This window comes from Asaia sp. W19, from assembly GCF_003994335.1.
Taxonomy (GTDB): Bacteria; Pseudomonadota; Alphaproteobacteria; order Acetobacterales; family Acetobacteraceae; genus Asaia.
The window spans coordinates 1-20,166 of the sequence record NZ_PNQZ01000059.1 but is presented as its reverse complement, the minus strand read 5'-3'; the positions used below and the strand labels follow the sequence as shown (position 1 = coordinate 20,166).

Annotated in this window: 13 protein-coding genes and 1 tRNA gene; 12 read left to right on the top strand and 2 right to left on the bottom strand. The window is 57.8% G+C overall.

The genetic code is table 11. The features are described 5' to 3' along the window. The 6 genes from C0V97_RS10245 to C0V97_RS10220 all read left to right on the top strand — a co-directional run bounded on the left by C0V97_RS10245 (position 1) and on the right by C0V97_RS10220 (position 9,388). A complete protein-coding gene (locus tag C0V97_RS10245; RefSeq protein ID WP_233582098.1) occupies positions 1–1,494 on the top strand; it encodes a Ppx/GppA family phosphatase in 1,494 nt (497 codons plus the stop codon). After that, positions 1,488–2,258 (top strand): CDP-diacylglycerol diphosphatase, encoded by a 771-nt coding sequence (locus C0V97_RS10240; RefSeq protein ID WP_127102498.1) that lies wholly within the window; start codon positions 1,488–1,490, stop codon positions 2,256–2,258. Before C0V97_RS10245 ends, C0V97_RS10240 begins: the two co-directional genes overlap by 7 nt. Positions 2,259–3,238: 980 nt before the next feature. Further along, positions 3,239–6,043 (top strand): ATP-binding cassette domain-containing protein, encoded by a 2,805-nt coding sequence (locus C0V97_RS10235; protein WP_199751826.1) that lies wholly within the window; start codon positions 3,239–3,241, stop codon positions 6,041–6,043. Then, positions 6,040–7,101, top strand: a complete 1,062-nt coding sequence (locus C0V97_RS10230; protein ID WP_127102497.1) for an ABC transporter permease — start codon at positions 6,040–6,042, stop codon at positions 7,099–7,101. The genes C0V97_RS10235 and C0V97_RS10230 overlap by 4 nt, the downstream gene beginning before the upstream one ends. Before the next feature lie 108 nt (positions 7,102–7,209). Beyond that, a complete protein-coding gene (locus C0V97_RS10225) occupies positions 7,210–8,235 on the top strand; it encodes a rhamnose ABC transporter substrate-binding protein (protein WP_199751823.1) in 1,026 nt (341 codons plus the stop codon). Positions 8,236–8,293: 58 nt separating this feature from the next. Further along, entirely contained in the window at positions 8,294–9,388 is a 1,095-nt protein-coding gene (locus C0V97_RS10220; RefSeq protein WP_199751820.1) for a LacI family DNA-binding transcriptional regulator, read from the top strand. On the opposite strand, the gene ruvX is transcribed toward C0V97_RS10220, so the two are convergent. Then, positions 9,346–9,813: a Holliday junction resolvase RuvX gene (ruvX, locus tag C0V97_RS10215; RefSeq protein ID WP_127102496.1), complete on the bottom strand. Its 468-nt coding sequence runs from the start codon at positions 9,811–9,813 to the stop codon at positions 9,346–9,348. The genes C0V97_RS10220 and ruvX overlap by 43 nt on opposite strands. A gap of 74 nt (positions 9,814–9,887) precedes the next feature. Here ruvX and gatC point away from each other — a divergent pair, with 74 nt between their 5' ends. The 5 genes from gatC (at position 9,888) to C0V97_RS10190 (ending at position 15,217) form a co-directional block, all read left to right on the top strand. Next, positions 9,888–10,175, top strand: a complete 288-nt coding sequence (gatC, locus tag C0V97_RS10210; protein WP_127102495.1) for an Asp-tRNA(Asn)/Glu-tRNA(Gln) amidotransferase subunit GatC — start codon at positions 9,888–9,890, stop codon at positions 10,173–10,175. Further along, entirely contained in the window at positions 10,175–11,653 is a 1,479-nt protein-coding gene (gatA, locus tag C0V97_RS10205) for an Asp-tRNA(Asn)/Glu-tRNA(Gln) amidotransferase subunit GatA (RefSeq protein ID WP_127102494.1), read from the top strand. The genes gatC and gatA overlap by 1 nt, the downstream gene beginning before the upstream one ends. Continuing rightward, positions 11,650–13,107 (top strand): Asp-tRNA(Asn)/Glu-tRNA(Gln) amidotransferase subunit GatB, encoded by a 1,458-nt coding sequence (gatB, locus tag C0V97_RS10200; protein WP_127102493.1) that lies wholly within the window; start codon positions 11,650–11,652, stop codon positions 13,105–13,107. Before gatA ends, gatB begins: the two co-directional genes overlap by 4 nt. Positions 13,108–13,195: 88 nt before the next feature. Beyond that, positions 13,196–13,288: transfer RNA gene (locus C0V97_RS10195), tRNA-Ser, on the top strand. A 1,260-nt stretch (positions 13,289–14,548) separates the two neighbouring features. Next, a complete protein-coding gene (locus C0V97_RS10190; protein ID WP_127102492.1) occupies positions 14,549–15,217 on the top strand; it encodes a hypothetical protein in 669 nt (222 codons plus the stop codon). A gap of 1,750 nt (positions 15,218–16,967) precedes the next feature. Here the strand turns inward: C0V97_RS10190 and C0V97_RS10185 are convergent. Further along, positions 16,968–18,572: a Hint domain-containing protein gene (locus C0V97_RS10185; RefSeq protein WP_127102491.1), complete on the bottom strand. Its 1,605-nt coding sequence runs from the start codon at positions 18,570–18,572 to the stop codon at positions 16,968–16,970. A 209-nt stretch (positions 18,573–18,781) separates the two neighbouring features. Here C0V97_RS10185 and C0V97_RS10180 point away from each other — a divergent pair, with 209 nt between their 5' ends. Further along, a complete protein-coding gene (locus C0V97_RS10180) occupies positions 18,782–19,327 on the top strand; it encodes a TetR/AcrR family transcriptional regulator (RefSeq protein WP_158625352.1) in 546 nt (181 codons plus the stop codon). Positions 19,328–20,166: the final 839 nt, after the last annotated feature.

Here is a 20,166-nt window from a genome sequence, read left to right as displayed (position 1 = left end):
GTGACGGGTTCTGACGCACCGCAAGGCCATCATCGCGCGGCCATTGTCGATCTTGGATCGAACTCGGTTCGACTGGTTGTATTCGAGGGTGTCACCCGCAACCCCATCCCGATCTTCAACGAGAAGGCGACACTGCGTCTTGGGCGCGGTCTGGAGCAGACGGGCCGTCTGAATGAGGAAGGGTTGCGCCTTGCTCGCGACGTGATGAGCCGCTTCAACGCGATCGCTCGCGCCATGGACGCTCATCCTTTCGAGGTGCTGGCGACCGCGGCAGTACGCGATGCCAGTAACGGTCGTGAATTTGTCGAGACCCTGCATGAATGCATGCCGGATGTGCCCATCCGCATTCTTTCGGGTGAGGAAGAGGCTGATTACGCCGCCACGGGTGTGCTATGCGGCTTGCCGGATGCCGATGGCGTCGTGGCCGATATTGGCGGTGGCTCTCTCGAACTCATCCGCGTGGCCGGGGGGCGGCATCACGAGGCCTGCACCAAGCCGCTCGGCGTGATACGCCTGTCCGACCGCTCGGGTGGTGATCTCAAGCGCGCGCGTGAGGTTGTCGAGGCCGATCTGGACGATGTCGACTGGCTGCCAGCGCTCAAGGGCAAGCCGCTTTATCTTGTAGGTGGGGCTTTCCGCGCACTGGCACGGCTGCAGATCGCGCGCACACATTATCCGCTCAACATCGTTCACCTTTACACGCTGGGTGCTGACGAGGCGCGGGAGATGGTCACCTGGCTGATCGATACGCCGCGCAAGATGCTGGAGAAGGTCCCGGGCTTTCCCCGCAAACGCCTCGATGATGTCCCGTTTTCGGCTACCGTGCTGCGTCGCTTGATGCGCATCGTGCAGCCATCCCAGATCGTCTTCAGCGTCGATGGCCTGCGCGAAGGCTGGTACATGCGCAAGGTTGGGCAGGCAGTGGCTGCGCTCGATCCCTGCCGTGCCCTGGCTGATGAGACCTCGCAGCGTCTGAGCCGCAGCATGGAATTGCCGGGCGATCTCGTACGCTGGACCGCCCCGCTTTTCGCGCATGAAACACCCTCCGAAACCGCCCTGCGCGACATGGCGTGCCGCATGTCCGATATTGGCTCCTTCGACCACCCGGAATATCGCGCCGCCCAGACCTATCTGCGCGTGATGCGCATGCATGGTGTCGGGTTCGATCATCAGGCACGCGCCTTCGTGGCCCTTACTCTAGCCGTGCGCTACGAGGCCGATCCCGCGGATCCACTGATGGAGGTTTCGCGACGGCTTCTCGCACCCGATGATTGCGATCGTGCCGTCCAGCTCGGTTTCGCGCTGCGTCTGGCCTATACAATCTGTGGTGGTACTGCCGCATTGCTCAAGAACACCTCACTCAGTATCGAGGATGGCGTGCTCTGGCTGAGCCATGATTCACAGAGCAGCTTTGCTGCCGGTGGCGGAGTAAAGCGCCGCCTCGAGAGACTGGGACAGAGCATGACTCTCGCTGCGGCGACACGTTCGTGCTGAAGAGCCTCCTGGGTCTGGCCCTGTCATGCATGTTGGGTGCCGGCAGTGCCCATGCTGCATCTTCCGGGGTCGTCATTCACAAGGATCACGATCCGGATGTGCTTTGGAAGCTCGTTCATCAGAAATGCGCGCATGGTCTCAAGCCCTGTGCGGTCTATGACGACAAGCGCGGCATTGCACTCCTGCATTCGATCGAGGGGAAGGGGCAGTATCTGCTGATCCCGACCGAAAAGGTCACGGGGATGGAAAGCCCGGCACTGCTAAGGTCCGACCAGCCCAATTACTTTGCTTCGGCCTGGGCCTATCGCGAGCGCGTCGGGCGGGATTATCATCAGACGATCCCTGAATCCCGGCTTTCTCTCGCAATCAACTCGCAGAAGGGGCGCTCACAGAATCAATTGCATATCCATCTTGATTGTCTCGAGCCCCGCATGCGCGCTTTGCTGGACCGGGACGCGGCTCAGATCGGGCCGTCCTGGTCGGATCTGCCTGAGGCGTTCAATGGGCATCGCTACCGCGCACTCTATCTGGCGACACTGAACGGATCGCCTTTCCGGATCCTGGCAGCTACGCTGGCTCATCCCGAGCGGGATATGGGTGATCATACGCTTGTCCTCGCCCCGCTGGGCTCAGGCTTCGCGCTCCTCGATGACGTGGCGCAAGGGGATGACCGTGCTTCCGGCGAGGAGGTTCAGGACCATGCCTGTCATGGCATCGCCGCTTCTGCGAACGACGCATACGCGTCTTCGCATAACCAGCTATAGGCTCCAAGGGTAGCTCACCCATCGCGTGAGAAAAGGCCGACTAACGGTCTCTATTTCCCTGATATTCGCTCCCGGCTTGGGTGCTCATGCCCCGATGCCGAAGAGCCCGGCATGGCGAAGGGGCTTGTCTTCAGTCTTTCTGTTGGCGAGGCCCGTCGTTACCCCAGCATCGTTTCCCAGAGTGCCTGACCAGGCCTGATGTTCTGCGGAGTAATCGTGCTCGTTGCGTCTTGTTGAATGCCGTCTCGCGATGATCTGGTGAGGTCACGACAGAGAACGGCTTGGTAACCTGTCGAGCATGGCTTTTGCTCGCGTTCTACACACAGGCATACGCTGAGATGCGTGCGTCTCAGAATCATAACATTCTTTTGTTAGATATGGCGTCCTAACCGCACTCAGCGAGGCTCTTTGGTCGGCATCATGCAGCTCAGGAGACGCGTGCCCGGAAGGGGATAACGGCTCTCTCCGCTTTAGGTCTCGCTCGTGACTCCATCTGGAATGGCTGGCTTTTCGGGTACCTGAGCCAGTTACAGGCCGTGCACGCGAGACTGAGGCTGCCCGAAGCGCTCTCGGATGCTCAACTTGAAGTCTATTATTATATAAACCATATAAGTTACTGATTATAAATATTTATCATAGTTTCTATTTTCCATGGCGCGGCGCTCGGCCTGAGCCGATGAGCGACGCAAAGAGCGTTATCTTCTTCCCCGAGGGCACATCCCGGCTGCAGCGCGCGGTAGAGCGCACAGGGCATGTTTCTCCTCACCGAGTGGCGCTGATGGTTCAGACTTCCTCAGTGATCCATACGCGCCGCGAGCTCCAGAAAATAACGTATCGATGATAACGAGAAACAAATAGTTGTGATTCTTTCAGGCAAGCGCTTGCGCAAGCGCTTCGATCTCCGTAGCGTCCAATTCTGTTCGGTGCAGGAACGGCTTTCGCCCTGTGTGCCGGGATCGGCCTCTGATCGGAGTTTCGTGATGGCTGACGTCGAGGTTGGAGCCAATTCTGAGATGGGAGATAGGGCGGGGACACCGCCCGGTATCTCTCCTCAGGGCATATATGATTCCCAGCAGGAAGCGGGAGGCGCTCGGATACCTGAGGTGGCTGCGGCGCTCTCTGGGGTGAGCAAGGTCTTTGGTGGGGTGATCGCCCTCGCCCATGCGGATTTTTCCCTCTACCGCGGAGAAGTGGTCGCCCTGCTGGGTGAAAACGGCGCCGGCAAGAGTACCTGCGTCAAGATGCTGGCCGGCGTTCACCGGCCTGATACGGGGAGTGTGCGGATCGGGGATGAGGATATCGTCCTGCGTTCTCCGCAGGACGCCTTGGCCCGCGGGCTGGCAGTCATGCACCAGCATCCCGGGCTGTTTCCAGATCTGACGATCGCCGAGAATATCGCCATCGGGCATATGCCGCGCACCGCGTTGCACACGCTCGATCGCACCCGTATCGACAGCGAGGCCGCGCGCCTGCTGAAAATCGTAGGGCTGGACGCGCCGCCTGACCGTCTTCTGGGTCTTTTGCGCTCCTCGGAGCAGCAGCTCGTCGAGATCGCGCGCGCCTTATCGGTGAATGCCAAGGTGCTCATCATGGATGAGCCCACGGCCTCACTCTCTCGTGGCGAGGTCGAGAAGCTTTTCGCAGTCGTGGATGACCTCAAGCGTCAGGGCGTGGCGATGATGTTCGTCGGTCATCGTATGGAGGAAGTCTATCGTATTGCCGATCGCATCGTGGTGCTGCGTGACGGGCATCAGGTCGGGGAGGGACCGGTCGCAACGATCGGCCCGGACACCGCCGTCCAGCTCATGATCGGGCGCGAATTGCAAAATCTCTACCCTCCGCTTTCACCTCCTGGTCAGGACGAGATCCTGCGCGTCGACGGTCTATGCCGTCAGGGTGTCTTCACCGATGTGTCGTTTGGTCTGCGCAAGGGGCAGATTCTGGGTTTTGGCGGGTTGGTTGGGGCGGGGCGGACCGAGGTTGCACGCGTGCTGTTCGGGATCGACCGCGCCAATGCGGGTCACATCGTGCTGGAGGGTCGCGAAATCACTTTCGCAAGCGCAAGCGAGGCGATGAAGGCAGGGATCGCCTATGTTTCGGAGGACCGGCTCGGCCAGAGCCTGGTCATGGATTTTTCCATTCTCGACAATGCAGCGCTTTCGGTTCTGCCTCAGACCACGCGAAACGGATTGGTGAGTAGGGATAAGACACTCGATCTTGTCGCGCACCCTCTGGAGCGCATGCGACTGCGCTTTTCTTCCTATGATCAGCCCGTGCGCACTTTGTCGGGTGGCAATCAGCAAAAGGTCGTGCTGGCCAAATGGCTTGCAACCGGGCCGCGTGTCCTGATTCTGGACGAGCCGACCCAGGGCATTGACATCAACGCCAAGAGCGAGGTGCATGCCCTGATTGCCGATCTGGCCCGTCAGGGCATGGCTATCATTCTGATCTCATCCGACATGTCCGAATTGCTGGGCATGTGCCATGATGTTGCGGTGTTCCGCGAGGGGCATCTCTCTACCATCATGCCACGCGAGCTCGCCACGCAGGAGGCCGTTCTTCTTGCTGCGACGGATGCTGGGGCCGCGCGGCCGGTCATATCGGAACCCGATATCCCCCTGCCACGAATTCCCGGCGCAGCAGAGAGCCGCGAGCCCCTGGCAGAATATGCGATAGAAGACAGCGCAGCCATTGTCGCCGCACGACGCGACCCAGCCACGAACCCACGTCCTGCGGGGCGGCATTGGCTGCTGGGGCGTGAGCTCGGGCTGCTCGCAGCCATTCTGGCGGTGATCATTCCCGCTGCGCTGATCAACCCGCGTATGCTGCAACTCGCCAATATAGAGACGGTGGGGATGGATCTGGCCCTGCTGATGATCGCATCGGCTGGCATGATGCTCGTGATGATTACGCGTAATATCGATCTTTCCGTGGCGTCGGTCATCGGGCTTTCGGCCTATATGGCGGCAGACTCGCTCCGGCTTTTCCCCCATATGCCCGTAGCTCTGGCGGTGATGATTGCCTGTCTGGTCGGGGCCGGCTGCGGTCTCGCCAATGGTCTGGTCGTGGCCTATGGCAAGGTTCCCTCGATTGTGGTGACGCTGGGAACACTCTCGCTTTATCGCGGCGTGAACAGCCTGATTGCCGGGGGGCGCCAGATCAGCTCCGAGCAGGTGCCGCAATCCTGGCTCGATATGACGGGTGCCCATGTTCTCGGTGTTCCGGGTATTCTCGTTCTGGCGGCGCTGGTCATGGCCGCTCTGGCTTTCCTCCTGAAACGCAGCTCAACGGGCCGCGAGCTTTTCGCCGTCGGCTCCAACCCGGATGGGGCCAGTCTGATCGGTATCCGGCGCGAACGCCTCGTGCTGATGGCCTTCATCGCCTCGGGACTCCTGGCAGGTCTCGATGGCGCTCTCTGGGCGTCACGTTATGCCGTCGTCGACGCACGCGTCGCCTATGGGTACGAGCTGACCGTGGTGGCTGCTGTCGTCGTAGGCGGCACAGCGATCAGGGGCGGTGTCGGCACGATCACAGGTGTCATTCTCGGCGCACTCCTGCTCCTCGCCATACAGAACGGTCTGACACTGGTTCGCGTCAATCCGCTCTGGCTGCAGGGGGTTTACGGCCTTGTCATCGTGCTGGCCATCGCGCTCGATGCCTTCGTCTCCCGGCGGGCCACTCGTACGGTCACGCACCGCGCAGCCCAACAGGGACCCGACAGAAAACAGACCCCACGCGCGTCGTCCTCACTCCCGACATCCGCACAGATCGGAGCCGTATCATGAGTGCGTCCCTTTCCCTGCAGGGCAGGAAAGCCGGAGCTGTACGCTCCCCAAAAATCTCTCTGCGCGATTTTGCGAGTTGGGATACGGGGCTTGGCATTATTACCCTGATCGCGCTCCTCCTTGCGGTGGTTTTCGTGCCGCGCTTTGCGACCAGCTTCAATCTGTCCCAGGCCATCGCCCTGGTTTCCGAAAAAGCCCTGATCGTCCTGCCTATGGCGCTGTTGATGATCGTGCGCGAGATCGACCTGTCCGTGGCCAGCATCCTGGCGTTGACGAGCTGTATTCTGGGCGTGCTGCTTCAATCAGGCTGGCCACTCATGGACGCTATACCGGTTGTGCTTCTGGCTGGCGCCCTTTGCGGGGCGCTCAATGGCTGGCTGGTCACCCGGCTTGGCCTGGCATCGCTGCTGGTCACGTTGGGAACGATGGGGCTGTATCGTGGGCTGGGCTATGTGCTTCTGGGGGCGGACTCAGTGAATGAACTGCCCGATGCATTGACGGATTTCGGCATCGCGCCTCTGTTCACCGCCGCCATTCCACAGACGATCCTGCCCTTTCTGATTCTCGCGCCAATATTCGCGATCGTCCTGCATCGTACAGCTATAGGGCGGCGCATCTATGCAATCGGCGGCAGTCCCGAGGTGGCCCGCTATTCGGGCATTCGCAGTGACCGGCTGAGGCTGTGGCTGTTCACGCTCTCCGGTCTGGTCTGTGCCATTGCCGGGATCGTTTTCACGGCGCGCCTCTCCAATGCGCGCGCCAATAACGCACAGGGTTTCGAGCTAGAGATCATCACCATGGCCCTCCTGGGCGGGATCAGCGTCTTTGGTGGGCGCGGTCGCCTGTCGGGCGGGATCTGGGCGGTGATTCTCGTGGCCCTGCTGCGCGATGTGCTGGGTCTGGAAGGGGTAGGGGGGAATGCCCAGGGCATTTCCATCGGGCTGCTCCTGATCCTGTCGCTGCTGCTTGGGGGCGTATTTCAGACGCGTCTCGATGCGGCACGGCGCCGGGCCCCACCGCCGCCACCCGAGGTGGTACTGCCAGAGCCCGCATCTTAGGTCGGGCCCGGTGCAGGGCCTTCAGAGCGCATTGATCAGTCGCCCGTCTCTAGGCCCGTTCAGGACATTTCTCTCTCTCGTTCCCGCTCTGACAAGGTTCAGAAGATCATGTCTCTTTTCTCTTTCCGTACCGCTTCACGTATGGCCTGCCTCTCGGGTGTCGCCGCTCTGACCCTCGCGCTTGGGGCCACGGCACAAGCCGCCGAGTGCCGCAAGGGCCCGGTGACGGTCGGGTATATTCCCAAGCTTGATACTGATCCCTTTTTCCAGTCCGCCAATACGGGCGCGCAAAAGGCGCAGAAGGAGATCGGCGGCAAGATCGTGCTGCAGGCGCCTTCGGAGGCGACTGCAGAGGCGCAGATCGCGTTCATCAATAACATGGTGACGCAGGGCGTGGATGCCATCGTGATCTCGGGGAATGACGCCAACGCCCTGGCGCCAGCGATAAGGCGCGCCCAGGCCCAGAATGTCTGGGTTCTCACCTACGATTCCGACGTGGCACCCAAGGCACGCTCGATTTTCATCAATCAGGCGCAATCGGAACTCCTGGGTCAGAGCATGCTCGAAAGCCTCGGCAAGGCGATCAATTACGATGGTGAATTTGCCATCCTGTCTTCCACTCCGACCGCGACGAACCAGAATCGCTGGATCGCGAACATGAAGCAGACCATCGCGAGCGACCCGAAATTTGCGAAGATGAAGCTGGTCCAGGTCGCCTACGGGCAGGAGAGCGAGCAGATCAACCAGCAGCAGACTCTCGCTCTGGTTCAGGCCTTTCCCAATCTCAAGGGCATCATCGTCCCGGCGGGGATCGGACTGCCTGCGGCTGCACGCGCCCTCGATCAGGCCGGGCTTTCAGGAAAGATCAAGCTTTCCGGCCTCGGTCCGGTGAGCCTCGTCAAGAAATACGTCAAGGACGGTTCACTGGCCGATGTGTGGTGGAACGTGCCTGACCTTGGCTATCTCTCCTATTACGCGGCTCAGGGTCTCGCGCAATGCAGGTTCAAGCCAGAGGCCGGTGCGACCTTTACGGCGGGGCATCTCGGCTCGTACACGGTCGGGAAAGACGGGCTCGTCCTGCTTGGTCCGCCCAAGGTAGCAACGCCCGCCACTGTGGATGAATTCCCCTTCTGAGACGGGGAGCGCGGCCCCGGTCCTGCGGTATCGGGACGGGGCACGCCTTTGGAAGGGAGTGACCGCTCTGGTTAAGATGTCGGATGTGGCCCGCCGGGCGAACGTGGCGGTTTCGACGGTCTCTCATGTCGTCAACAATACGCGCCATGTCCAACCGGAAACGCGCGCCGCCGTTGAGGCGGCCATAGCCGAAACCGGCTATGTGCCCAACAGCCTCGCCAGGCAGCTCGCGCGTGGTGGCGGGCAGACCAACACGATTGGCGTGGCGCTGGCGGCGGTTTCCAATCCCTATTTCATCGATCTGGTGGGGGCGATCGTCCGCGGGCTATCGGCGCGGGGCAAGATGGTCTTTCTGGCCGATACGGCCGAGGACCCCGCGCGCGAGATCGAGATCATCAGATCCTTCCATCGTCGACGCGTCGACGGAATCCTGCTGGCCCCTGCGGGCGTCAGTGCTCCCTGGCCCACGCTGGATTATCTTGCCCGCAACAAGATACCGAGCGTTCTGGTCGACAGGCTGATTGCTCCGGCGTTCAGCCAGGCCGGATGCGATAATGCTCTTGGGATCACTCTCTTGTATGATCATCTGCGCCGTCGTGGGCACGAGCGCATCGCTCTCGTGGCAGGGCAGCCCCTCATTGCTTCAACCACGCAGCGTGTGGCGGCATTTCGGGCCTGTGCGCAGGCGGCGGACGCCCCTGTGACGGGACTTATCGTGACCGGGACAAGCGATGTTGCGGCCGCACGACGCGCCACCTGCGCGCTGTTGGCTGCGCCGAAGCCGCCCAGCGCGATCATGGCAGGAAATAATCATGCGATGATCGGGGTGATGCAGGCGATCCGCGACTATGGGCTGACGGTGCCCGAGCAGATGGCGGTGGTCGGGTTTGATGATTTCGAATGGGCCGATTGCTTTCAGCCTCGTTTGACCGTGGTTCGCCAGCCGGTCGAGGCAATTGCCGAGGCCGCGCTCACCCTGTTGGATCAGGCAATGGAGACGCCGGCCGCGCCGCCGCAGACGCGCATCTTCGCCCCTGAGCTCGTCCTTCGCGATTCTTGCGGCGCGCCTGTAAAGCCTTTCTCCCCGGAGGGCGCCCGGGTGAGGCAGGCTCATTCGGGTTTGGTCGCATCCAGCCAGGATTGCAGCGTGTAAGCTGCGGCCATCTTGTCCACGACTTCGGCACGACGTTTGCGCGTCATATCGGCCTCCTGAATCAGGAAGCGATTGACCGCGCTCGAGGAGAGCCGCTCATCCCAGCAACAGGCGGGAAGGTCAAGGCGGGTGGAGAGCTCCGTCATCCAGTCCTGGGCCGAGCGGGCCGCAGGGCCGAAACTGCCATCCAGTGAAAGCGGCAGTCCGCAGATCAGCCCCCCGATCCCTTCCTTGCGCACGATGCGCCCGATCTCCTCGGCGGTTTCCCCGAATTTCTTCCGCTTGAGGCTCAGATAAGGCGAGGCAAGCATGAGCGTGACATCGCTCAAGGCGAGGCCGATCGTCTTCTGGCCTGGATCGAGCCCGAGCAACCGAGCACCTGAGGGGAGGGCGTCGCGCAGGGCGTATGGATTGAACAGAGTCATGGGAAGGCGTTATGATCTCGCGAAATTCTGGACACTCGGGATTATCCGCTCACTTTCAGGAAAGTCGATCCTTTATGTCGTTGGAAACGCGCACAGTCAGGCGCATAGCAAAACTGGCCCGAATTGGCCTCAGTGATCAGGAATGCGAGGCGATGCGCCAGGAGCTCAGCGGCATCCTGGGCTGGGTCGAGCAACTGAACGAGGTCGATATCACCGACGTGCCGCCCATGATCGGCACCGGCCTGGCTACGCCGCGCCTGCGGGATGATGTCGTGACCGATGGCGACAAGCGCGACGCCGTGTTGTCCAACGCCCCCGACTCTGTCGGCCCTTATTTCACTGTGCCGAAGGTTGTCGAGTGATGCATGATCTGACCCTGGCCTCCGCACGCAAGGCGCTGCGTGAGCGCCGCCTCTCGGCGATCGACCTGACCGATCATTTCCTGGGCGCGATCAAGAAGCTCGATGGCGACATCAACAGCTTTGTGACCGTGACCGAGGATCAGGCACGTGCTGGCGCACGCGCTGCCGATGCGCTTCTGGCCACTGGCGATGCCCCATCGCTGTGCGGCCTGCCGCTCGGTATCAAGGATCTGTTTTGCACCAACGGTGTCCGCACAACGGCCTCGAGCAATATTCTGCGCGATTTCGTGCCTCCCTATGAGAGCACGGTCACGTCGAATCTGCTGGCCGACGGCGCCATCTTTTTGGGCAAGACCAATCTCGACGAGTTCGCCATGGGCTCGACGAACATGACCTCCGCTTTCGGTCCGGTGACCAATCCCTGGCGTCGCAGGGGCTCGGATGTGAGCCTGGTGCCGGGTGGCTCCTCTGGTGGCTCGGCTGCGGCGGTGGCGGCGGGGCTCGCCCTTGGCACGACGGGCACCGATACGGGCGGCTCCATTCGCCAGCCTGCTTCCTATTGTGGCATCACGGGTATCAAGCCGACCTATGGCCGCTGCTCGCGCTTTGGCACCATTGCCTTCGCGAGTTCGCTCGATCAGGCCGGGCCGATGGCGCGCACCATGGAAGATTGTGCCATCCTGCTCGAATCCATGGCCGGTTTCGACCCCAAGGACAGTACGTCCGTCGATCGCCCCGTTCCGCGTTACGAGGACGCACTCGAGCGCGGCGTGAAGGGGCTGAAGGTCGGTATTCCGCGCGAGTATCGCCCGGACAGTTTGCCCGAGGACATTGCAGCCCTTTGGGATCAGGGCATTGCCTGGCTGCGGGACGCAGGGGCCGAGATCGTTGATGTCTCTCTGCCGCACACGAAATACGGTCTGCCGACCTATTATATCGTGGCTCTGGCAGAGGCTTCGTCCAATCTGGCCCGCTATGACGGTGTGCGTTTTGGCGAGCGTGTGGATGCGGCCTCGCTCGACGAGTTGTATGAGGCGACGCGCCATGCCGGGTTTGGCGAGGAGGTGCGACGTCGTATCCTGATGGGGACGTATGTGCTGTCTTCGGGCTATTACGATGCCTATTATCTGCGCGCCCAAAAGGTTCGCACGCTCATCCAGCGTGACTTCCTGAACGCCTTCGACACGGTCGATGTGCTGCTGACGCCCACGGCGCCCTCTGCGGCCTTCGCCCATTCCGAGCGCCCGACGGACCCGGTGCAGATCTATCTGAACGACATCTTCACGGTTCCCGCCAGCATGGCCGGCGTTCCGGCCTTGTCGCTGCCCGCCGGGCTCGACCATGACGGTCTGCCGCTCGGTCTGCAGCTGATCGGGCGCTATTTCGAGGAAGAGACATTGTTCGCCGCCGGACGTGTCATGGAAAAGGCAGCGGGCTTCACGCACAGACCCGCCCTGCATGCGGGAGCGTTCGCATGAGCAGCTATCACATCGAAGGCACCACAGGCACCTGGGAGATCGTCGTCGGTCTCGAGGTCCACGCACAGGTTATCAGCCACGCCAAGCTGTTTTCCGGCGCCTCGGCCGAATATGGCGGTGAGCCGAATACCCATGTCAGCCTGATCGATGCGGGCTTTCCGGGCATGTTGCCGGTCATCAATGCCGAATGCGTCGCGCAGGCCGTGCGAACGGGGCTGGGGCTGAATGCCGAGATCCATCTGATGAGCCGGTTCGACCGCAAGAACTATTTCTATGCCGATCTGCCACAGGGGTACCAGATCAGCCAGTTCGCGCACCCGATCGTGGGCGAGGGCAAGGTCGAGATCGAGCTCGCCGATGGCAGCGTGCGCCATATCGGCGTGACGCGTCTGCACCTCGAACAGGACGCAGGCAAGTCGATCCATGATCAGGATCCGACGCGCTCCTTCATCGATCTAAACCGTGCCGGCGTCGCGCTCATGGAAATCGTGAGCGAACCGGATATCCGCTCGCCGGAAGAGGCTGGCGCCTATCTGCGCAAGCTGCGCCAGATCCTGCGCTATCTCGGCACCTGCGACGGGAACATGGAAGAGGGCTCGATGCGCGCCGACGTGAACGTCTCGGTGCGCAAGGCGGGTGAAGACTATCGCACGCGCTGCGAGATCAAGAACGTGAACTCGATCCGCTACGTGATGCAGTCCATCGAGATCGAGGCGCAGCGCCAGGTCGAGATCTGGGAGGCCGGAGGCACGGTCGATCAGGAGACGCGGCTTTTCGACCATGTTCGTGGTGAGACGCGCTCGTTGCGATCCAAGGAAGACGCCCATGATTACCGCTACTTCCCTGATCCGGATCTGCTGCCGCTGCTGATCGAGCAGGACTGGGTGGACAGCCTCAAGGCGGCTCTGCCGGAATTGCCCGAGGCCAAACGCGAACGTCTGGAAAAGACCTATGGCGTGTCCCGCTATGAGTCCGGTGTGCTCGTGGCCGAGCAAGCGATTGCAGATTTTTATGAGACCGTGGCGCAGGGCAGCGATGCCCGTCTGGCCGTGAACTGGATGCTGGGTGACTTCTTTGGGGCCCTCAATCGCACCGGGGCGAGCATCGAGACGAGCCCGGTCAAGGCTGACGGGCTGCGCGAGCTTCTGGCGCTGATCACGGATTCGACCATCAACGGCAAGATTGCCAAGGAAGTGCTCGAGGATATGTTCGAGACGGGCGAGTCCGCCTCGGCCATCGTCGAGCGCAAGGGGCTGCGTCAGGTCACGGATACGGGGGCCATCGAAGCCGAGATTCGCGGTATCCTTCAGACCCATGCCGACAAGCTAGCAGAGTACAAGAGCGGCAAGGACAAGCTGTTCGGATTCTTCGTGGGACAGACCATGAAAGCCATGAAAGGCAAGGCCAATCCGGCCATGGTGAACGAGCTTCTGGTCAAGCTTCTCGCCGAGTAAAAAATCTGCCGAAGGGGGGTTTGACGTGCGGTTCAAATCCCCCTAGAAGCAGTTCTGCAAACGCCGTGAAAACTGCGTCCCTCTAGGCGGAGGGGTGGCCGAGAGGCTGAAGGCGGCGGTTTGCTAAACCGTTGTACGGTGTCAAGCCGTACCGTGGGTTCGAATCCCATCCCCTCCGCCATTTTCCAATAACGACATAATCGCTTGTATTCGTCGATAGTGAGTCGGCTGGCCTCGAGGCTGCGGCCTGACGATTAACGTTATTCGATGCCTTAACAGGGCTGGATAAATGCGATTTCCTGCCAGCTATGGAGCAGGAATAGATCGTCTGAAGGCGGATTGTTGGAACGCTCGTCGCCTAAGAATTAAAAGAATCCTAAAATCGCGCTACCGCTAGGTCTTTACTAGATAAGCCGATTTTTTGGGACGACCAGAAGGCCTCCCCCGAAACAGTTTTCGGGCGAAAAGAATGGGTTATTCTCCGGACCGTCCAGTCGCGATGGCCTATTTGACACCCGACCGATCGCGATTTTGAGGCTCATACCGATAATTCTACCGACTATAGGTTCGAAGCCAGAACATGAAGGGGATGGGGGGATCAGCTTGAGTAGGTGAACCTTGGACATCTTTCATAGCGTGTTACGATCTGCCACCTTTGATCATGTCCTCTTCCCGTAGCCGTGAGACGATCAGCGCATTCGCATCTCCGGTTGTTCTAATTCATCGCGTTCCGTTGGCCTTGCTGCCGCGGGACGCTGGCGCTGATGCTCTCTCCTAGAGGAGCCCCGGAAACAGTCAGAGACATTGCACCATCAACTCACTGACAGCTGCTCGCCGATAACAAACGCCAGATCTCGGATCGCTCGGAAGCGAGCGCGAAAAGGACGTAAGGCTAGGGACCCTAAGCGTTTCTCGAAGCACTCCGAAGTTAATGGCAAGCGGAATGCCTGATGTCAGCAGTATCGTGATGACATCACAGCTGACCTCGGCGCGGCGGATGGTGGATACCCAAAAGTCGCCGCCCACAATGTACTGAAAGCTCGGCCGAAGACAGGTAGAGCCTCCGGCCCGTAGTCTCCGCGCAAGATATGACAACGTCTTGCTATAAATCATCAATGCCTTGCGTAATGTAGAGGTGATCGACCGGCGCGACCCATGGCGATCGCCTGATAAGGTGGGATACGCTATCCATGAATAGGTCGACTGGTTCATCAGCTGCCGCATCCTTGACCCGATCTGTAACACCACGCTCTTTTGGGGCCAAACGCTGGTTTTGCGCTGCTATGGACCATATCCTCTTGGCTACTTAATCTGTGCGAACCTATCTCCGCTAATTTCGGAGTGGTTCACCTCTGACTTACGCAGATGACGTCAATCGTTCTGCGAAACCTGCAACCTCGTTGATAGGTACCAAGTCCCGTAAGGCTTCGTGGAGACTGTTATGGATATCTCGAAGTTCGAGAGCATAGGTGACAACTGTGAATTCGGTTTCCTGAAGCGATCTTTAGGCAACGAAGACGGTGGCCTTTTGAGGTGGGCCACGTCTCCCCCAAGAGTGCTGATCGAAGGCCTGCGGCATCGATTTGAAGGATTATATGCTTACGAAAATCTTACTCCCTATTGGGATAACGTCGTACTCGATTCACGCTACGGATTCCGATTTCACTCGCAAATGATCTCAAAAGATAAGCGCTGGCTGCAAAGTGAGGCCGAGCGTCAGGAAATCTACATAGGTGAAAAGCAGAAAATCGATTATCTCGTGCGTAAGTTCTTAGAGCGATTAGCGGATCGTGAGGTTATCTGCGTCTACAAAACTAACGACAGCATCTCATCACGTGATGTCAAGGATTTGGCAGAGGCGATCAGGAGTATTGGCCCGGCAGGCCTCATGATTGTGCGCTCGACGACAAAGCGCATACTGACCGCGAGGGTTTTACGTAGAAGAGACTATCTCTGCGGATACATCGATCATTTTGCCCCATATGGTAAAGCCGACGATATCTCGCCAGTCTGGGCAGAGCTTGTTCGCGATGTGTCCCGTATGAAGTCGGGGCGCGGCGTGAACCCACTCGAGAACCTCTATCTCAGACTGCTTGCCTCTCTCGGGTAGGGGGCGGGCCAATAAGTGACGGAAAGCGTAATTGCACACAGCCCCTCTAATGCGGTCTCAAGACAGTACGGAGGACGCATTAACGACTTTCACATTTTTCTTGATCCTATCTCCCAAGATGAATGCCCGATCTTCGTGATGATGTGTCGACGGTTTGCGCCGTTTCCGCGCGCTGTTTGTCGCGCCTTGAGAGGTTTCAGATATTCCCAAGGTGTCCAATCGCGAAATATAATTCGCATGGTTATCGGGGGGGGGGGCATCGATATCTTGCTCGTCTGCATTTTTAGTGGTTATTCCGGCGACCAATTTACTTTCTTAGCCGCGCTCTGACGAATCTATACAATGCGACGTGATGTCCGACGCTATTGCTATAGGGAGATATCTGCGTGATGCGGCGCTTACCTGAAATGGGAAGGCAAAGCCTGATATGAGGTGCGATAATTCGATGAGACAGAGCAGATATCCGATTTACGGGACGGATGATCGAACGTTATCACAAAGTGCTCCCCTTCACACTCGCAGCGATCAGTCCCGATTTGTTCGATCGTAGGACAGCGTCACCCGATTCTGCGCCTCAAACGATCGACCCGTGTAAGAGTGTGATTTCCCCAGTCACAATGCGCGGTGACTGCACCCTGATAGTGCCTGAACCATGAGCGTCGCGAACGTCAGACCACGATCTTCGTGACATCCTGACGCATTACTCGATGGGACGTAATGCTGAACTGCACATATCTCGGGATAGGCCCCAGGGAGTATACATCGTCCTGCCGAGACGAAACGCCTGAGGGGATAACGCTTCCAAACACCCCCCGTGAGGGTGACAATCAGGTGTCTGCGAAGGAAACATGGAGGTCCGGGCGGGAATACATTTATTCAACAAAGACGATAACTTAACTTTGTAAAAACACTCCGAATGGCTCCCCGGAATCAATGGGTTACTTGCAATTTGTAAAATGATCGGTGCGTCGGAAGGATTTTTAGGGCGTCGAAACGATTGAAGGTGTGCGTCCGTAGCCCCGACCGTCTCCAGCTTCAAGCGGCAGCAGTTGCTGGAGAATTTTCCGGGCTCTGCAAGACGGCGTGCGTTGTATTGAACGCCCCCCTCGGCCCGTGATCGAAGGGCGGAGGGGGCGGCGTTGGGTCGTCAGTGTGTCTTGATCATGATGAGGCAGCTCTAATGTTCTCCCGTGGGCATGTTTTATGAGGAATGACATACGGGCCAGCCTCAATGACCTTTATGGCGAGAAGGCCATGACTATTATGTTCTCTAGCCCAAGTGGGATCAGGGCCTTTCCGTTCGTCCAGCGGACATTCCTGCTCTCCAAATCTTGCCAACCAAAAAGCGCTGGTTTCTCGAGATGGTCCTCAAGTAGATATGTCCGGCCACTCTCGTACTGGGAGATGGTGCCTACAGGGATGCCGAGGTAACGACGGTCATCGCCGTATCTTACACGCCATGATATGGACGGCCGGGCAGGTTTTCCAGCGGGTGCCCGTTCTGCTCGGCGACGCCGTTGATGCAGCCTTGCCCCCGTCGCTCAGCGCCTCAACGAGCCACTCTGCTTTGCAGGGAACTCGATGCACGTTTGATCGATGATTCGAGCGCAGATCCGCTTGCTGCGCGCAGCGTTGCCGGAAGTCATCACAATCATAATAATATCTATTTTTTTGAACATTCCGTGCCGACTGCCTACCACTTTCAGTCAGGAACTGAGACAGATCTTGTCCTAAACCAATAGGTCTCTCGTCAACGTGACCTATTCAGGCTCTCATGATGGATGCCCAGATTCCCAAGGGATGCAACGGCAGCAGGCGACGCTTGTTGTGTCTGAAAACCTCTCGAATGAGGGGAGCGGATTAGGTTGCGTTCTGCGGGCCTTGGGCGCGCAAGATAAGCACCCGTCGCAACAATTTCGACTGAGATGACCATCATCGCGTCTATCATCCTCTCACCCAAAAGATCTTTACCAATATCCAGCTTGGCATGACCGTCCGTCCAACGATATGCCGCGTTTTCGATGGTATGCCAGCCCTCTTTTTCAGGATGGTTGAGATGGTCGATGTAATTGATATGCGTTGTGCTGGTAAAAAGGTTGATGCTTCCCACGAGAACGCCAAGTATTCTCCGATCGTCATTCCATGGTCCATAAGACTGGCTGGGTGTGAAAGTATTTGATCCGATCCAGAACGTTTCGACGGTACTGGGGACAAAGAATATATATTGCCTATCCTTTACTCTGGCAGGCGCTATTTTCGTGTGGTCATCCAAAACAAGGTGAAGGTCAGGATAGAGAGTGAAAGGAGGCGGAGCCTCGGGTGGAGCGTAGCCCTGCATAGTGGCGCGCATGGCAAGAGCGTCGTGCACAGGTTTGATTTGTTCCGGCGCAGTGCAGATGGGCGCCGCAGAGATTCGGCACGCCGTTTCTGAGTTGCCCAGAGTCAACGATCTCGCATTCTCGCCAAACATGAGATGTTTATTTCCTGTATCAAGGAAGCTTTCGGAGCGCGTACCATTAGCGAAAATAATCGAGTGCTCTTCCAGCTCAAGATGGAAAACCTCAAAATCTGGCTCATTACTAATCGCGATTGAACGACCATTGACGAGCGTGCGCACAGGAAAGAGCTTGCCATCAATGAAGAGGCAATGCTCCGGTGTGATCAGAAGATCCCTGTTCGGTATTCCGGATTGAAGTGCATCCTTGCGTACGCAAACGAGTTTTTCAGCTTCTTTTGTGGCGATCACACGACGCGTTCCGACCCACGTAATGGTAGCTGGCGTTCTGCCTTGACCTTTAAATGTAATGACCTCGTCTCCAATGCGGAGATCTTCGATGAGGCGCTCACCGGTCGGTGTTTCTATCCGGGTCCCCCGAGCATAGCAGACAATTTTAATTGTGCCGCTATTGTTGTCAGTCGGGAAAGAGACTGTCTTGCCAACTGGGAGGCCCAGTGAGTTGAAGCGGGTGCCGATAGTCAATGTGACTGAATGACCACGTCCATCACTCAGAACAAAGGTAATGATCGTCTTTGTTCCGTTCCACTGGGCAGTTACGGATTTCTCCGTTCCGGAGAGCAGATAATTGATTGTGACGTTATCGACTGGTTTCGTATTTTCTATTTCGAGCTTGAATATCTTGTTTACAGGATTGGCGTAGAATGCGCGCTCGTCGAAATGGACATAAATATTCCCTGCCACGGAGGCCACATGGCCATAATTTGTTGAGGTCGTATCACGAAGACCAAGAAGGCCCTGATCTGTGTCAACAGTAATTGTACCGCCATTCAGCATGTACATGCCGCCCCCGTCCTTATAAGGTGCAGGGACGCCGGGAGTGACATTCAGATAGGGCATGGCTTACTCCATCACGAAAATGCTTGTTGGGGATGACCTGATTTTTATTCGCGTTTCTTCTCTCCACGTTTCATCATTCGATTCGATCGAATGATGAAACGTGGATTTCCTCTTGGCTCGATACCGGCACTGAGCTCGCGGGCCGGGAAGGATCAGGAGATTGTTGAGAGAGTTCTAATACGATCGTATTTTAATTGCAAGGAGCAATCGTGGGACGCCCGAAAACCATAGACAGGAACGAGGTCCTTGAGGCGGCTGAGCGGGTCATCGTGACAGCAGGCATTGGCGCCTTCTCGATAGGAGCCGTCGCGAAAGAGGCAGGAATCACCAAGGGGGGCGTGCAATCCTGCTTTGGTTCGAAAGAAGAATTGACGGAGGCGCTCGTCGACAGATGGTTTTCCCGTGAAGAGACCGCCTTCGCTAGTATGGCTGGCGAAAATGGCACGGAGAGTGACAAGATAAGGGCGCATGTCGAGACAGCCAGGAATCTGCTTTCGGAGCCAGATAGCAAGATATGCAGTGTTCTCGCCGGTCTTCTCGCACAGGAACAGTCCAACGGTAGAGCGCGCCAATGGTACCGGCAGAGATATGAGACGCTTGCCGCAAATACGCAGGACAATAAGAAGGCGCGTCTCGCCTTCATCGCAAGCGAGGGTATGTTCTATATGAAGTTTCTCGGGCTATTCGACATGGATACCGAAGAGTGGAACGAGATTTACGCCGATATTCAAAGCCTCGCTGAGGGACGTCTATAGAAGGCGTATTCGCTGTGAAGGCCTTGCGATATGTCTACAGACATTGGATCAGATCTTTTGTCAACGCGACCTGGTATAGGAACCGCCCCCAGTATCCGCGAGGATATCTGCCCGGCCGGGCGGTCTATTTTCGACATGACACCGACCTTAGTCCGTTTATTGAGTAAAGATCCTTCGTAGGCAGACGAATAGTCATCGAACCAGGAAGGTTTGATGCATCTGTTTCGAAAAAAGTAAAATCGCCTATCCCGTAAAGTATGGCGTGCAGCTTAGGGAAATACGATTCCTTTTGCCCGTCGACTTCGATTGTGCATTCGTCGTCGGCAGTATCTACTGCGTGATAGGTAAGACGCACAATATGGGCAGCTTCTTCGTTGAGGAAAAATTTAGTGTCCGGGCGTGGTCTGAGCCCGATCATGGTCAGATACGCTGAATTCACAAACATTAACACCGGCAGTATTGCTAGAGGTAGTAATGGTATAAACAGGAAAGATCGAGATTTGAATTCCTTGCTTTCACTATCAAAACAAGCGTTGGTAAAAACAACGAACAGAAATCCAGTTACAAATACATATGATGACATTAAAAGAATGTGATAATTATTGTCTATCTTGCGAAAGAATAGCAAGTAAGACAACATAGATATGACGCATATACTGATGGCTAGGCGAAGTATAAACGATTTCTCGCCCTTTGTGTTGGCGAAAACGTTATTTGTGTCTTTTACGTAATATCTCATTTTCTGTTCAGGCGCAGCGCGCGCTCTTCTCTTTGCAGAAAACCATAGAAGGAAATGAAATACGGGATAGGATAGGAATGCCCCGAATATTGTGAAAAAC